Source organism: Anaeromusa acidaminophila DSM 3853 (assembly GCF_000374545.1).
Classification (GTDB): domain Bacteria; phylum Bacillota; class Negativicutes; order Anaeromusales; family Anaeromusaceae; genus Anaeromusa; species Anaeromusa acidaminophila.
Genome location: NZ_KB894610.1, coordinates 1 through 15,050, shown reverse-complemented (window position 1 = coordinate 15,050; position 15,050 = coordinate 1). Strand labels below are relative to the sequence as shown.

The window sequence follows — 15,050 nt, the reverse complement described above, 5'->3', positions numbered from 1 at the left end:
GGGCGGCGGGAAACTGGCCGCCCTTTTGTGTTATGGAGGGCTTATGAAAACCATCAGCATTGATATTGAAACCTTTTCGTCTACGGACCTAAATAAGTGCGGCGTCTACAAATACGCCGAGGCACAGGACTTTGAAATTTTGCTGTTTGGATATTCCGTGGACGGCGGTGCGGTTCAGGTGGTGGACTTTACCGAAGGAGAGACGCTCCCGCCGGAAATCCTCGACGCCCTGACGGACGGCAGTGTGCAAAAATGGGCCTTTAACGCTACCTTTGAACGGATCTGCCTGTCGCGCTATTTGTCGGATCGGGGCATTGCGCTCGACCCATTTGCTGATAACCATGTATCATCCCCGAGCCGCGGCAAAGCGAAATACGTACGTCCCGAATCGTGGCGGTGCTCTATGGTCTGGTCGGCGTATGTGGGGCTGCCCCTTTCCCTGGAAGGCGTAGGCGCGGTCATGGGCTTAGAGAAACAGAAGCTGACTGAGGGCAAAGAGTTAATCCGATATTTTTGCAAGCCTTGTGCGGCAACCGCGGCCAATGGGCAAAGAACACGGAATCTCCCTAAGGACGCCCCCGAAAAATGGGCGGCGTTCAAGGCCTATAACAAACGGGACGTGGAAGCGGAGCGGTCCATACAAGCACGGCTCGCAAAGTTTCCTGTGCCGGATTCGATCTGGGACGAATATGTTCTCGACCAAGAAATCAACGACAGAGGGGTGATGGTGGATAGGATTCTCGTCAAAAACGCCATCGCTGCCGACGCTCGTTCTAAGGCGGAACTTACTTGTTTGATGAAGGAAATCACGAAACTCGATAACCCGAACTCTGTGGCGCAAATGAAAGGATGGCTTGCCGGCCAAGGACTGGCAACAGACACTCTCGATAAAAAGACGGTTTCAAAGCTGCTCCAGACTGCGCCGGAACCCCTCGGGCGGGTGTTGTCGCTGCGGCAGCAGCTCGCAAAGTCGTCGGTCAAAAAATATCAGGCCATAGAGAACGCTGTTTGCGCCGATGGCCGCACTCGCGGGATGTTCCAATTTTACGGAGCCAACCGAACCGGTAGATGGGCTGGGCGTTTGATTCAAATGCAAAATCTCCCGCAGAACCACCTGCCGGACCTTGAGGAGGCGCGGGCTTTGGTGCGTGCCGGCGACGTTGCCGCGTTAGAAATGCTCCATGATTCCGTGCCCGAAGTGCTGTCGGAGTTAATACGCACGGCGTTCATTCCTAAGCCTGGCACGAAGTTTGTGGTAGCGGATTTTTCGGCCATCGAAGCCCGAGTCATTGCTTGGCTTGCTGGGGAGCATTGGCGCAATGAGGTGTTTAGGACGCATGGTCAAATTTATGAAGCCTCCGCAAGCCGGATGTTTCACGTGCCGATGGAGGAAATCACCAAAGGATCGCTTCTTCGGCAAAAAGGCAAGGTAGCCGAATTGGCGCTTGGCTATGGTGGCTCCGTTGGCGCGCTCAAAGCGATGGGGGCGATCGAGATGGGGTTAGAAGAAGAGGAGTTAAAGCCGCTGGTCACGGCATGGCGAGCATCTAACCCCAACATCGTCCGGCTCTGGTGGGACGTAGATAAAGCAGCGATGACGGCAGTCCGAGACCGAACGGTCACAGAAACTCATGGCATACGTTTTGGCGTGCAGAGCGGCATCCTTTTTATCACGTTGCCATCGGGACGGCGGATCGCCTATGTGAAACCGCGAATCGGCGCTAACCAGTTCGGTTCGGACTGCGTGACCTATGAAGGCGTGGGAGCTACGAAAAAGTGGGAACGCCTTGAAAGCTATGGCCCCAAATTTGTGGAGAACATTGTGCAGGGCGCAAGCCGCGATCTTCTCAGCTTTGCCATGCAGCAAGAACGGTGCTCAGACATCGTTATGCATGTTCACGACGAAATGGTCATTGAAGCTGACATCCAGATGTCCACCAAGATTCTCTGTGAAAAGATGAGCCGCACACCGCCTTGGGCGAAGGGCCTTATACTCTGTGCCGATGGCTACGATTGCCCATTTTATAAAAAAGAGTAGTGGCCTGGTACGCAAATCAGTGCCTCCTGTCTGAAGAAGGTGAGAGGGACACAGAACCTCTCGAAAATACAATTTACAGGAGGTTCTTTATGATTAACGGACTGCAAGTGTTCTCTTACGAGGGGATCGAAATTCGAACCGTCGAGTTGGGCGGTGAGCCTTGGTGGGTGCTCAAAGACATCTGTGATGTGCTGGAACTTAGCAACCCTAGTATGATTGCCGACCGTCTAGACGAAGATGAGAAGCAAAAAGTTGACCCTAAACAATACTTAGGGTCACGCAGCAATGAACCTGTGACGGTCATTAGCGAAAGCGGTCTCTACAATGTGATTCTGATCTCGCGAAAGCCCGAAGCGAAAAAGTTCAAACGCTGGATCACACATGAGGTGTTGCCTGCAATCCACAAGCACGGCGCGTATGTTACGTCCGCCAAACTGGAAGAGATGATAAGCGACCCCACTGCCTGGATTAAATTGCTGAGCGCCCTAAAAGACGAACGCGACGCCAAGGAGCGCCTTCAACTGGAGGCCGCCCAAAACGAACCCAAGGTCGTCTTCGCCAATGCCGTATCGGTCTCGAGTGGCACCATCCTCATTGGAGAACTGGCGAAAATTCTTAAAGGCAACGGCATTGAAATCGGGCAAAACCGTTTGTTTGAGAAACTGCGCCAGGAAGGCTATCTCATTAAGCGCCAAGGCACGGACTACAACGCCCCGACGCAAAGGGCCATGGAGTTGGGGCTATTTCGGGTCAAGGAAACTGCCATTACCCACTCGGATGGTCATGTCACCATCAGCAAGACCACCAAGGTTACCGGTAAGGGACAGCAGTATTTCATCAATCTGTTCCTGGGGAGGGGCGGCGATGGAAAGATTTAACGCCGAAGGCTATCCAGACCCGACCGCCTACAAAGCACTAACGGCGATCGAACGCGAAGAAAGGGCGAAGCAATACCTCCCGCTCGTTTACATTGCTTCGCCCTTTGCAGGAAACACGGAGCGCAACACGGAGCGGGCGAGGGGATACTGCCGGTTTGCGGTCAGCAAGGGGTGCATTCCTCTTGCGCCGCATCTTCTCTACCCGCAGTTTATGGACGACGATGACAGAGAAACCCGTGAACGGGGAATCTTCTTCGCGTTGGTGTTGCTGGGCAAATGCGATGAGCTATGGGTGTTTGGCGAGCGGATCAGTGAAGGCATGGAGCGAGAAATTGCAAAAGCGAAAAAACGCAATATGCCAATCCGCTATTTCAATAGTAAATGCGTGGAGGAATCCGCAAATGAATGAATGCTGCGTAAAAATCTCCGTCTGCAACCGCAAGACGGACAAACGGTATAAAAACCAAGAGCAAACGTGGGGCTATCTAATCGAGCGCAACCGCACTCCGCTTCGTACCACAGAGACCGCCGAGGAATATCCCAAGATGGCCAAACAACGGCGCGACGACGCCAAAGACCACGGCGGCTTTGTAGGTGGCTGGTTAAGTGGCGGCGTTCGCAAGAACGGCAACGTGGTCAGTCGTTGGATCGGAGCGCTCGATGCCGACAACATACCCGCCGGCATGGACTTTCCTCTCCTGGTGGAACTGGCGCTGCCGGATACGGCGTATTTCCTCTATTCTACCCACAGCCATATGCCGCAGACTCCGAGGTTCAGGCTTGTCATCTTGTTTGGGCGCGAGGTCACTGAAGATGAGTATCCTGCGGTGATGCGGATGGTGGCCAAAGAGATCGGCATGGACTACTTCGACGACACCACCTATCAGGCGAACCGCATGATGTATTGGGCATCCTGCCCCTCAAACGGGGAGTTCGTGTTTTGGGAGAATGCTGGCGCGCCGCTAGACCCAGATAAGTACCTTTCTATGTACGTTGATTGGCGCGATGCGAGTCAGTGGCCTGTTTCAAGTCGCCAGTCGGAGGTTGTGAAACGGGAAATCGGCAGACAGCAAGACCCTCTGGAAAAGGACGGCGTGGTTGGGGCGTTCTGCCGCGCCTACGGGATCGAGGCAGCGATGGAAAAGTTCCTGCCTGATCTTTATGAGCCGGCTTCCGTAGAAGGGCGCTATCAATATAGAGCCGCCGATTCGCTTGCCGGCGTTGTGGTCTACGAGGATAAATTTGCCTATTCCCACCACGCTTCCGATCCGGCCGGCGGCCGACTGCTGAACGCTTTCGACCTTGTACGTATCCATAAGTTCGGAGACCTTGAGGAAAAAGCGTCGTTCAAGGCGATGAGTGAATTTGCGGTAAAGGATGCCGCGGTGGGAGCGGTTCTACTCGAAGAACACCGCCAACGGGCGGCTGCAGACTTTTCGGGCGGCGACGACTGGACAAAAGGGCTGACACGTAACAAGCAAGGCGAACTGGAGAACACGCTTGGGAATCTGCTCTTGATCCTGTCGGGCGATGAAGCCCTTGCAGGCATCCGCTTTAACCGGATCGCCAACCAGATATATGCCTATGGTCTGCCTTGGGAGCGTCGGCATCCTTCTTGGCGCGAGGCCGACACCGCGCAGCTTGTGGCCTATGTGGACTTGCGCTACGGAGAGTTCACGGCCAGGAACTACGAACTGGCACTTACTAAGGTTGCCGACGATCGCGCCTACCATCCCATCCGCGACTACCTTGATGCGCTGCCGCCTTGGGACCAAACCCCACGAGCCGATACGCTTTTCATCGACTACCTGGGAGCCGAAGACACGCCGTACACTCGTGCGGTTACGCGCAAAACGCTAGTGGCGGCGGTGGCCCGCGTGAAACGCCCCGGTATCAAGTTTGACAGCATCCCTGTTCTTAACGGCAATCAGGGTATTGGGAAGTCCACCCTCATCGCCCGCCTGGGGCGCGAGTGGTACTCTGATAGTCTTTCCATATCGGATATGAAGGACAAAACGGCCCCTGAAAAATTGCAGGGAAACTGGCTGCTCGAACTGAGCGAGATGGCGGGCATTAAGAAAATGGACGTGGAAACCGTGAAATCCTTCGCCAGCCGTATTGATGATAAGTACCGCCCCTCTTACGGGCGCGTGGTGGAGAGCCACCCAAGGCAGTGCATTATCATCGGCACTACGAATAGCGACGGCGGCTTTCTGCGAGACGTTACCGGCAATCGCCGCTTCTGGCCGATCCGGGTCACGGGTGGCGGCACGAAACGCCCCTGGGATTTTAATGACGAAGAAGTCGAGCAAGTCTGGGCCGAAGCGATCGCTCTATTTGAGAGCGGCGAGGAACTGTATCTTAAGGGCGATGTGGCAGAGCTCGCGGCAGACGAACAGCGCAATGCCATGGAAAACGATGACCGCGAAGGCTTGGTGGCAGCGTACCTTGAGACCCTGCTTCCGGATAACTGGGATGATATGGACCTGTATCGACGCTTAGAATACCTGCGCTCCCCTGAGGACCCGACAAAGGCGAAGGCCAAGGTGCGCCGTGAGCAGGTCAGTAACATCGAGGTTTGGTGCGAGTGCTTTGGGCGTGGGCGCGACTCCATCAAAAAAGCGGACTCCTACGAGATTGAAGCCATCATTAAAAGCATAGGCGGTTGGGTGCGGTACGCCGGTGGTAAGACCGGCAAGAAGAATATCCCGCTCTACGGCATCCAGCGGGTCTATGTGCGAGAGGAATAAGTTAGGCGGGGTTTGCCGATGGTGCCAGTTAAGGCTACGGCACAGCATATGGGCACGGTCGCAAGCCCCGACTACGCCTATAAAGAAGGCTCGTTGTGCCGTTATTGCCCATAAAAAGCTACTCCTTTTTACTGTGTATGTAGTAGGTAGGAATAGGAATGGTCAGGCGCGTGTATATGCGCGCGTAGGATTTATAGACACGATGGGAATAACGGCAATCTGGGCAATGGGCAAATGGAGGTGCGCATGCGAGAAAAAATACTAGAGCGCAAGCTCACGGCGGCGGTTAAGGCAATGGGAGGTATCGCGCCTAAGTTTGTAAGTCCTGGCTTTGATGGGATGCCCGACCGTCTGGTGCTTTTGCCTACTGGAAAGTGCGGCTTTGTAGAAGTGAAGCGCCTTGGAGAGAAGCCTCGCCCGTTGCAGGTGGCGAGGCATGGGCTGCTCCGGCGGCTTGGATTCAAAGTATATGTCCTGGATCAAGCGGGACAGATCGAAGAGGTGCTTCGTGAAATATCAACCACATAGCTATCAGAAATACGCTGCGGCGTTCATTGAAGAGCACCCTGTTTCTTGTCTGCTTTTGGATATGGGACTAGGTAAGACCGCGATAACGCTCAGCGCCATAAACAATCTGCTGTTCGACAGCTTTGAAGCCCATCGCATTCTGGTTATCGCCCCTCTTCGCGTCGCCCGCGACACTTGGCCGGCGGAACTGCAAAAATGGGAACACCTCTTCGGCTTGCGGTTTTCCGTGGTGGTTGGGACGGAAGCCGAGCGCAAGGCGGCACTAGGGAAAAGGGCCGACATCTACATCATTAACCGCGAGAACGTGGAGTGGCTTATTGAAAAAAGCGGACTGCCCTTCGACTTTGATACCGTGGTGATCGACGAGTTATCATCGTTTAAGTCCCACCAAGCGAAGCGGTTTCGGTCCTTGATGAAAGCGCGCCCGAAAGTGAAGCGCATTGTGGGGTTAACAGGAACTCCGAGCAGCAACGGTTTGATGGATTTGTGGGCGCAGTTTCGGCTTTTGGATATGGGGCAGCGCCTCGGAAGGTTCATCGGGCAGTATCGTGCGAACTACTTTGTTCCTGATAAAAGGAGCGGACAAGTCGTCTTCACCTATAAACCTCTGCCGGATGCTGAACAACGGATATACGACAAAATCGCCGACATCACCATCAGCATGAAGTCTACGGATCACCTAGAGATGCCGGAACTTCTATCGGTGCAGCACAAGGTGAGATTATCGAAACCGGAGCGGGAGCGGTACGAGGAATTGAAACGCGATCTCGTGCTCACCTTGAGTAGCGGCGAAGTGACTGCTTCTAATGCCGCCGCCTTGAGCGGTAAGCTGTGCCAGATGGCAAACGGGGCGGTCTATGGCGACGAAGGTGCGGTTGTTGAAATCCATGACCGGAAACTGGATGAACTAGAAGACCTTATTGAACAGGCAAACGGCAAGCCGGTGTTGGTTGCCTACTGGTATCAGCACGATAAAGCAAGGATTGCCGAGCGTCTGCAAACGCTGCGCATCCCCTTCGCCCATCTCGATAAGCCCGATACCCTCATGAAGTGGAACAACGGTGAACTGCCGGTAGCTTTAATCCACCCTGCTTCGGCAGGACATGGCTTGAACCTTCAAGGCGGAGGCAGCACGTTGATATGGTACGGTTTGACATGGAGCCTGGAATTATATCAGCAGACCAATGCCCGCCTTTGGCGGCAGGGTCAGTCAGCCGCAACCGTCGTCATCCACCATATCCTGACCGAGGGCACCATCGACGCGCAGATTATGGCGGCGCTATCGAAGAAGGATAAAACCCAAGCCAACCTGATTGCCGCAGTCAAAGTAAACTTGAGACAATCTTTGGAGTCGAAAAGCGCCAATCCGAGGGAAGGTATTTTAAAAATCGGAGGTGCGTTATGAAGCCTAAATCCGTATCGGCAAAAGAATTCCTGCAACAGGCGCGGCACATTAACCAGAGGATTAATTCCAAGCTCGAGCAGGTGCAGTCGCTTCGCGAACTTGCGACCAAAGCCACGGCTACCTTATCCGATATGCCGAGAAGTGCCACGCCCAACACGCATCGGATGGAGGCGGTTATCTGCAAAATGATGGAATTGGAATCGGAAATAAACGCCGACATCGACGAACTCATCAACACCAAGCAAGAAGTGATGGCAGTCATTAAACGGGTGGAGCGCCCCGAGTACCAGTCGCTTTTGGAACTCAAGTATTTATGCATGAAAACGTGGGAAGAGGTCGCCGCCGAACTGGGCTATGTCTATCGGCAGGTAACACGGATGCATGGCTACGCCTTAGAGCAAGTCGATGCTATTTTGCGAAAGGGCGACTGCGATGGGAGCTAAAGTCGATAAAGCCAGCACGAGCGGCCCGCCAAACGTGTCGGAAGGGGTTGCGGGAAGGTCCTAAAGATGTCCGGAAAAGTCTCTGTTTGTCCAAGGGTAAACGTGATATAGTGTATCATAGCGAAAGTAAACTAAAACGAGCCTCGCGGGAGCCATCCTGCGGGGCTTTTGTTGTGCCCCGAAGGAGGTGGCCATCGTGCCATACAAAGCGAAGAAACCCTGTGTTCACCCTGGCTGCCGCAAGCTGACAAACAGACGGTACTGCGAGGAACACGCGAAGGAGGAAGCCAAACGCTACAACCAATTTGAACGCGATCCTGTCACGAGCAAACGCTACGGCAGGTCTTGGGCGAGGCTTCGGGCGGCGTTTCTAGCCGCGAATCCTCTTTGTGAGTTGTGCAAGAAAGCCGGCAGGCTTACGCCGGCGCAGATGGTTCATCATAAGAAGAAGTTAGCGGATGGCGGCAAGAACGAGTGGGTCAACCTGATGGCACTCTGCCAAGAATGTCATAGCCGACTGCACGCCAAGCAAGGCGACTATTTTTGATTGTTTGAAAAGGGAGGGGCGGTTTGATTCTCTACCGCTTTTTAGTGGGAGAGCGCGCCCGGCCTTGCGCGTGAGTTTTTCAAAAATCAAAAATCAAAAAATCAAAATCAAAACGAGGTGACGCTTATGCCCAGCGGCGGCTACCGTCCGGGGGCAGGCCGTCCTCGGAAACATCCCATCGACAAGAAGCTTGAAGGCAAAGCTACGGCCAAGGCGGCTATTTTGAAACCGGTCGTCAAAAAGATCACATCGCAAAATGTCATGGCAGACTACTTTTCCATGGCGATGAAGGAATGCGAAAAGGAAGTTCCCGCGGCGGACATTTTGCGAGCAGAGATCGAAGAATACATTGCGGCGCGCGGCTGTGACGGCTTGGTCGCTCCGCAGACGATAACGGATTACGTGCTGAACAGGCAGGGCTTTCTCGCCTGCGAAGCGATGAACCGCAAAATCGGACGCATGACCAAGGAGCTGAAGCTCTCACCGTATGTCACAGCGGGGCAAGGGTATTATAAGGCCATGCAAGCCGACTTCAACCTGATTATGCAAATCATCAATCGATATAGCGGCAATCAGAACGAAGAGAAGAACGCCTTCTTGGAACTGCTTACAAACAGGGGGTTTTAATTTATGCAGACCACAGAGCGATTTGAAAAGGTAGATATTGATCTCCTTATCCCATACGCAAGGAACGCCCGGACCCACAGCAAGGAGCAGATTTTGCAGCTGCGCTCTTCGCTCCGCGAGTTTGGATTCGTTAATCCCATCATCGTGGATAAAGATTTGAACATCATCGCAGGACACGGACGGGTGCTTGCCGCCAAAGCCGAAGGCGTAACGCAAGTGCCATGCGTGTTTGCAGAGCACCTGACGGACGCGCAAAAACGCGCTTACATCCTCGCCGATAACCGACTAGCCTTAAACGCCGGCTGGGATGAGCAGCTTTTGGCTCTCGAATTCGGAGAGTTGAAAGACCTCGGTTTTGACCTTGAACTCACTGGCTTTGGTTTGGACGAAATTGAGAAACTCTTCGCCGCCGATGGCGAAGATGTGCAAGACGACGACTTTGATCTTACCGCCGCCCTTGAACAGGCGGCGTTTGTGTTATCCGGCGATGTTTGGACCCTCGGTCGGCACAGACTGATATGCGGTGACGCCACCGACGCCGATACTGTGAAAAAGCTGATGGATGGTCGCAAGGCGAACCTTGTTCTGACCGATCCGCCGTACAACGTGGGCTTTGAGTCAGCGAGCGGGCTGAAGATAAAAAACGACAGCCAAAAATCGGAGCCGTTTTACAGCTTCCTGCTCGCGGCGTTTCGCAGCTTGGCGGACAATCTGGAAAGCGGCGGCTCGGCGTATATCTTTCATGCTGATACCGAGGGTGAAAACTTCCGGCGGGCCTTCCGCGAAGCAGGCTTTCATCTTAGCGGCACTTGCATTTGGGCCAAGGACAGCTTTGTCATGGGACGCTCGCCGTATCAATGGCAACACGAGCCGATTCTCTATGGCTGGCTCAAAACAGGAACGCACAAATGGTACGCGGGACGCAGCGAAGCTACCATCTGGAACTTCGCCAAGCCCCAAAAGAACAGCGATCACCCCACGAGTAAGCCCCTGGACCTACTCGCATATCCGATAAAGAACAGCAGCCAGGCCAACGGCATCGTCCTTGATACCTTTGGAGGTTCGGGCAGTACGCTCATCGCTTGCGAACAAGCCGACCGAATCTGCCATATGCTTGAGCTTGACGAAAAATACGCTTCGGTTATTTTGCGCCGCTACGCTGAATTCAAACAAAATGGCGGCGAAGACATTACCTGCGAGCGGGACGGTGAAGTGCTGCGGTATGCCGATTTGGTGAAAGAAGTCGCCGGCCGCCAATAGACATTGCTTCATCGCCAATTGCAAATAACTCTTGCTATTACAGCCTTTTAGAGTGATGTATGTAATCACCGGAAGGCAACCAAAAGCCTTCGGAATCAAGAGGAAATCGGAGGTTTATACCATGAGAATCAACTACAACGTAACAGGTCCGAAGAGAAAAGCCCTGGTAAGTGCGATCAGCCAAGAGCTAAATGCCCCGACCAATTACCTCGGAGCGCCGACCTTCGCCTACGAAGTGGGCGGATACAACATTGATAAAAACGGGGTGCTCACGGGAGCAGACAACTTTGAACTTGTGGCTGACCTTCAAGGCCTCCACGACTTTGAGGCGGTAGAGTGTGCTTATGAGGAAGAGAGTGAAATAGGCGCAACGCCCTCCTTGGAGGAACTGCAAATGACCGAACGAGAGGAACTGGGGCTTGGCAAAGAACGCCGTGAGGATGTTCAAGGTGAAAATGGAATGCAGGCGGACGACTGCCCTGAATCTTTCACCGGCCAAGCGGATTTTAGCGTCTCCGCTTGCGATGCCTTTGCGATCGAGATTCCCAAAAGCGGATTGACCGACGCAAAGGTGCAGAACCTCTTGAAATTGGTCGAGAGCAAACGAATGCTGCTGACCAAGGCGCTCGGCAGACCGCTCTCGGTTCATGACAACGGCGAAACGCTCCAGTTTTTATATCCCTACTCGGAAGAAGCCGGTGTAGGGATATTTTATAGCCAACTTTCCACCGCCTTTGTCAACTACGCCAAGAAACACCAGCGGGTAACGGCGGCGGAGCGGGAGGTGGAGAGTGAAAAATTTGCCATGCGAACGTTCCTGGTACGCCTTGGAATGAACGGCGGGGAGTTCGGTGCGGTAAGGAAATGGCTCTGCCGCAACCTTTCCGGCAACGCGAGTTTTCCGAATAACGCAAGTTACGCCGCCATGCAGGCAAGTCGCAGAAACGGAGGCCAGGCTGATGAGCAAGCATAACGGATTTCCCACACGAGAGCAGGTCGAACGGATACGAAAGCAATATCCAAAGGGGACGAGGCTCGAATTAATTGCAATGGACGACCCGTATTCTACGCTAAGGGCTGGTGACCGCGGCACGGTGGGCTTCGTGGAGGACGCGGGGCAAATCGGCATGGCCTGGGATTCGGGCAGCCAATTAAGCCTTATTCCCAACATTGACAGCTTCCGCAAAGTGTAGAGCTTTGCCGTCTGATATTTTCAAGGCTTCCCATACGGAGGCCTTTTTTTATTGCCGTAAAGGGAGGTTCATTGATGGGCGCTTACAAATATACGCCGACAAAACTGATGCTGCCGACAAGTCACTACGATAAGCGCAGAGCCGACTTTGCGGTGGGCTTCATTCAAATGCTCAAGCATACCACAGGCGAGTGGTACGGGAAGCCATTCCACCTGATGCCGTGGCAAGAGCAGATTATTAGAGACATTTTCGGCATTGTGGATGCGGACGGTTATCGGCAGTTTCGTACCGCCTACGTTGAGGTCGGCAAGAAAAACGGCAAGTCGGAGCTTGCAGCGGCGATCGCCCTGTATCTTCTGTTTGCTGACGGCGAAGCAGGCGCAGAGGTCTATTCTTGCGCCGCAGATATCAACCAGGCGAGCATCGTGTTCAATACCGCCAAGGCTATGGTGGAGCAGTGCGGCGATTTGCGAAATCTATCCAAACTCATACCCTCCACCAAGCGGATCATCTTTCCCCATACGAATAGCTTCTATCGGGTGCTGTCCTCAGAAACGAAATCCAAGCAGGGCTTCAACGTATCCGGGCTTATCTTCGACGAACTGTTCGCCCAGCAGACCCGTGAATTATTCGATACCATGACCAAGTACACAGGCGACGCCAGGCGGCAACCTCTTTACTTTCTTATTACCACGGCGGGGCGCGATAAAACCTCGATTTGCTATGAAATTCACTGCAAGGCGAAGGCGGTGATGGACGGATCGAAAATAGATCCAGCCTTTTACCCCGCCGTTTTCGGCATTGAAGAAGATGACGACTGGGAGGATGAGCGCATATGGCGGCGCGTAAACCCATCTATCGGCGTGACCATTCCCATGGAGACGGTGCAAGCTGCCTATGAACAAGCCAAACAGAATCCCGCCGAGGAGATGCACTTTCGGCAGTTTCGCTTAAATGAGTGGTGCAACGCCGATATTAGGTGGATGCCGATGGACAAATGGGATGTCTGCGGTGAGAATTTGAATCCGGAGGACTACGAGGGGCGTGAATGCTACTGTGGCCTGGATTTGTCTTCTACAGGTGACTTGACCGCGCTTGTTCTGGTATTTCCACCCGGACCGGGCGACACGAAGTACACAATCTTGCCGTTCTATTGGCTGCCGGAGGATGTGATTGACTTGCGCACGCGCCGCGATCACGTTCCGTATGCCGTGTGGAAGAAGATGGGCGTGTTCAACACCACCGAGGGCAATGTCGTGGACTACGACTACATCGTGGCGTTCATCGCCAAGCTTACGGAGCGTTTCCGCATCCGTGAGATTGCCTATGATCGCTATGGGGCGGAGAAAATACGTCGAGATCTTGAGGAACTGGGAGCCGAACACGGCTTTGTGGTATTTCCTTTTGGTCAAGGCTTTATATCGATGTCGCCTCCATCAAAGGACTTTTATCAGTTCGTTATGGAAGGCCGGATTCGACACGGCCGCCATCCTGTACTCGACTGGAACATGGCGAACGTCATCGTTGATCAGGACGCAGCGGGCAACATCAAACCCAACAAAAAGAAATCTACTGAAAAGATTGATGGCGTGGTTGCGCTTGTCATGGGGCTTGCAAGAGCTACCATTGGCGGAGGAGTTGTCGAAAGCGTTTATGACGAAAGAGGGATTTTGTTTGTGTAATTTTCAAATATGTAATCGTTGAGCATTGCGGTATAATTGTGGTATAATTAAGCCATAAAGGGGGCTGATGATTATGCCACAAATCATTCCGATTCGGGATTTGAAAAATACCAGCGAAATATCACAAAGGTGCCACGCAGCCAACGAACCTATTTTTGTTACGAAAAACGGTTATGGAGACATGGTAATCATGAGCATAAAAATGTACGAAGAGAAGATGGCTATGCTTGATGTTTATAGCAAACTTGCTGAAGCTGAAAAACAACAAGCAGAAGGAAAAATGCTTGATGGTGACAGTTCGTTAAAAAGCCTAAGAGAAAAATATAATGTATAAGCTGGTCATAACAGAACTTGCACATCAAGACTTGGATCGCATTGTTTCGTACATCGTCGTACAATTGTCCAACTCTAAAGCAGCTGGAGATTTTCTTGATGAAGTGACAGCTTGTTACGGATTTTTGAAAAGTACCCCGATGATGTACGAACGGTGCCAAGATAGGCGGCTGGGGGAAGAAGGGTACCGGAAAGCGGTAATTAAGAATTACGTGCTTGTGTATAAAATCAGTGAAGAGTCTAAAACGGTTAGTATTATGCGTTTTTTCTATGGTGCGCAGGATTACACGAAGTTAATATGATGTATTATAAGCGCTTTAAAGCATCTGTATTTATTTACAGGTGCTTTTTTCATGCCCATTTTTAGGAGGTGACTCATGAAAATTCCATTTCTATCAAGATTTTTTCAAACAAGAGCCAGTCCGCAAAACAGCTTCTGGGGCAGCGCTTACAGCTTTTTCTTTGGCTCAAGCTCCAGCGGCAAGACGGTAAATGAGCGAACGGCGCTGCAAACCACAGCAGTCTATGCTTGCGTTAGAATCCTAGCGGAGACAATTGCTTCTTTGCCGATGCACACATATCGTTATACAGCCAACGGCAAAGAAAAAGCCATCGACCATCCCATATACTATCGGCTCCATAGCGAGCCAAACCCCGAGATGACCTCATTCGTGTTTCGCGAAACACTGATGGGTCATCTTTTATTATGGGGCAATGCCTATGCGCAGATCATTCGGGACGGGCGGGGCAGAGTGGTCGGGTTGTACCCGCTTTTGCCAAACAAAATGCTGGTTAACCGGACGGATCAGGGAATCCTATACTACCAATATGAAAAAGATGGCCAGATATTTATATTGCGCAATTACGAAGTGCTCCATATTCCGGGGCTAGGCTTTGACGGGCTTATCGGCTACTCGCCCATTGCTATGGCTAAAAATGCCATCGGAATGGCGATTGCCACCGAGGAATACGGCGCTAAGTTTTTCGCCAATGGGGCTAATCCTGGTGGAGTATTGGAGCATCCTGGAGTTGTCAAAGACCCGGCGCGCATCCGGGAGAGCTGGAACGCCGTGTATCAGGGCAGCAGTAATGCTCACAGGGTGGCCGTCTTGGAAGAAGGCGTACGCCCAGATAGGGCGTCATTAAAAGTAGGATAAGGAACTACCACCCACAATCATGGGTGAGCCAATCTGCCTAACCGAAAGGCGAAAGCTGACACGGGAACAGAGTACGGCAGAAAAGCGGTAAGTTGCCCAAAGGCTAAAGGGCACGACTAGAACCGCAATGGCAACCGGATATGAGGTTTAACCTGAGTTTGGTGAACGCAAGGTTTGAGTGTCCATTTCTAAGGGGGATTGGGAAAATA

At 52.7% G+C, this 15,050-nt stretch carries 16 protein-coding genes; all 16 read left to right on the top strand.

From position 1 onward, the window contains the following. Positions 1-43: 43 nt before the first annotated feature. The 16 genes from C508_RS0115845 (at position 44) to C508_RS0115770 (ending at position 14,841) form a co-directional block, all read left to right on the top strand. On the top strand, positions 44-2,038 hold the full coding sequence (locus C508_RS0115845) for a DNA polymerase (protein WP_018704553.1): 1,995 nt from the start codon (positions 44-46) through the stop codon (positions 2,036-2,038). 89 nt (positions 2,039-2,127) lie between these two features. After that, positions 2,128-2,916, top strand: coding sequence for a phage antirepressor (locus tag C508_RS0115840; RefSeq protein ID WP_018704552.1), 789 nt, complete (start codon positions 2,128-2,130; stop codon positions 2,914-2,916). Beyond that, the gene (locus C508_RS0115835; protein ID WP_018704551.1) at positions 2,903-3,325 is read left to right on the top strand and encodes a DUF7768 domain-containing protein; all 423 of its coding nucleotides are present in this window, start codon (positions 2,903-2,905) and stop codon (positions 3,323-3,325) included. Before C508_RS0115840 ends, C508_RS0115835 begins: the two co-directional genes overlap by 14 nt. Further along, positions 3,318-5,666: a virulence-associated E family protein gene (locus C508_RS0115830; protein ID WP_018704550.1), complete on the top strand. Its 2,349-nt coding sequence runs from the start codon at positions 3,318-3,320 to the stop codon at positions 5,664-5,666. The genes C508_RS0115835 and C508_RS0115830 overlap by 8 nt, the downstream gene beginning before the upstream one ends. Positions 5,667-5,912: 246 nt before the next feature. Then, positions 5,913-6,194 (top strand): VRR-NUC domain-containing protein, encoded by a 282-nt coding sequence (locus C508_RS0115825; protein ID WP_026319571.1) that lies wholly within the window; start codon positions 5,913-5,915, stop codon positions 6,192-6,194. Next, positions 6,175-7,599: a DEAD/DEAH box helicase gene (locus C508_RS0115820; RefSeq protein WP_018704548.1), complete on the top strand. Its 1,425-nt coding sequence runs from the start codon at positions 6,175-6,177 to the stop codon at positions 7,597-7,599. Before C508_RS0115825 ends, C508_RS0115820 begins: the two co-directional genes overlap by 20 nt. Beyond that, complete coding sequence (locus C508_RS0115815; RefSeq protein WP_018704547.1) at positions 7,596-8,042, top strand: DUF1492 domain-containing protein; 447 nt, start codon at positions 7,596-7,598, stop codon at positions 8,040-8,042. Before C508_RS0115820 ends, C508_RS0115815 begins: the two co-directional genes overlap by 4 nt. Positions 8,043-8,238: 196 nt before the next feature. Further along, positions 8,239-8,589: an HNH endonuclease signature motif containing protein gene (locus tag C508_RS0115810; protein WP_018704546.1), complete on the top strand. Its 351-nt coding sequence runs from the start codon at positions 8,239-8,241 to the stop codon at positions 8,587-8,589. Positions 8,590-8,715: 126 nt separating this feature from the next. Continuing rightward, complete coding sequence (locus C508_RS0115805) at positions 8,716-9,216, top strand: hypothetical protein (protein WP_018704545.1); 501 nt, start codon at positions 8,716-8,718, stop codon at positions 9,214-9,216. Positions 9,217-9,219: 3 nt separating this feature from the next. Continuing rightward, positions 9,220-10,476, top strand: a complete 1,257-nt coding sequence (locus C508_RS0115800) for a site-specific DNA-methyltransferase (protein WP_018704544.1) — start codon at positions 9,220-9,222, stop codon at positions 10,474-10,476. A gap of 121 nt (positions 10,477-10,597) precedes the next feature. Beyond that, positions 10,598-11,449: a hypothetical protein gene (locus C508_RS20580; protein ID WP_018704543.1), complete on the top strand. Its 852-nt coding sequence runs from the start codon at positions 10,598-10,600 to the stop codon at positions 11,447-11,449. Further along, the gene (locus tag C508_RS0115790; protein ID WP_018704542.1) at positions 11,436-11,669 is read left to right on the top strand and encodes a DUF4314 domain-containing protein; all 234 of its coding nucleotides are present in this window, start codon (positions 11,436-11,438) and stop codon (positions 11,667-11,669) included. The genes C508_RS20580 and C508_RS0115790 overlap by 14 nt, the downstream gene beginning before the upstream one ends. 74 nt (positions 11,670-11,743) lie before the next feature. After that, entirely contained in the window at positions 11,744-13,351 is a 1,608-nt protein-coding gene (locus tag C508_RS0115785) for a terminase large subunit (RefSeq protein ID WP_018704541.1), read from the top strand. Positions 13,352-13,424: 73 nt separating this feature from the next. Next, a complete protein-coding gene (locus tag C508_RS0115780; protein WP_018704540.1) occupies positions 13,425-13,685 on the top strand; it encodes a type II toxin-antitoxin system prevent-host-death family antitoxin in 261 nt (86 codons plus the stop codon). Then, a complete protein-coding gene (locus C508_RS0115775) occupies positions 13,678-13,986 on the top strand; it encodes a type II toxin-antitoxin system RelE/ParE family toxin (RefSeq protein WP_018704539.1) in 309 nt (102 codons plus the stop codon). The genes C508_RS0115780 and C508_RS0115775 overlap by 8 nt, the downstream gene beginning before the upstream one ends. Positions 13,987-14,067: 81 nt before the next feature. Beyond that, positions 14,068-14,841 carry a phage portal protein gene (locus C508_RS0115770; RefSeq protein ID WP_422664650.1) on the top strand — a complete coding sequence of 258 codons (774 nt, stop codon included), beginning with the start codon at positions 14,068-14,070 and terminating at the stop codon, positions 14,839-14,841. The last annotated feature ends 209 nt before the right edge of the window (positions 14,842-15,050 follow it).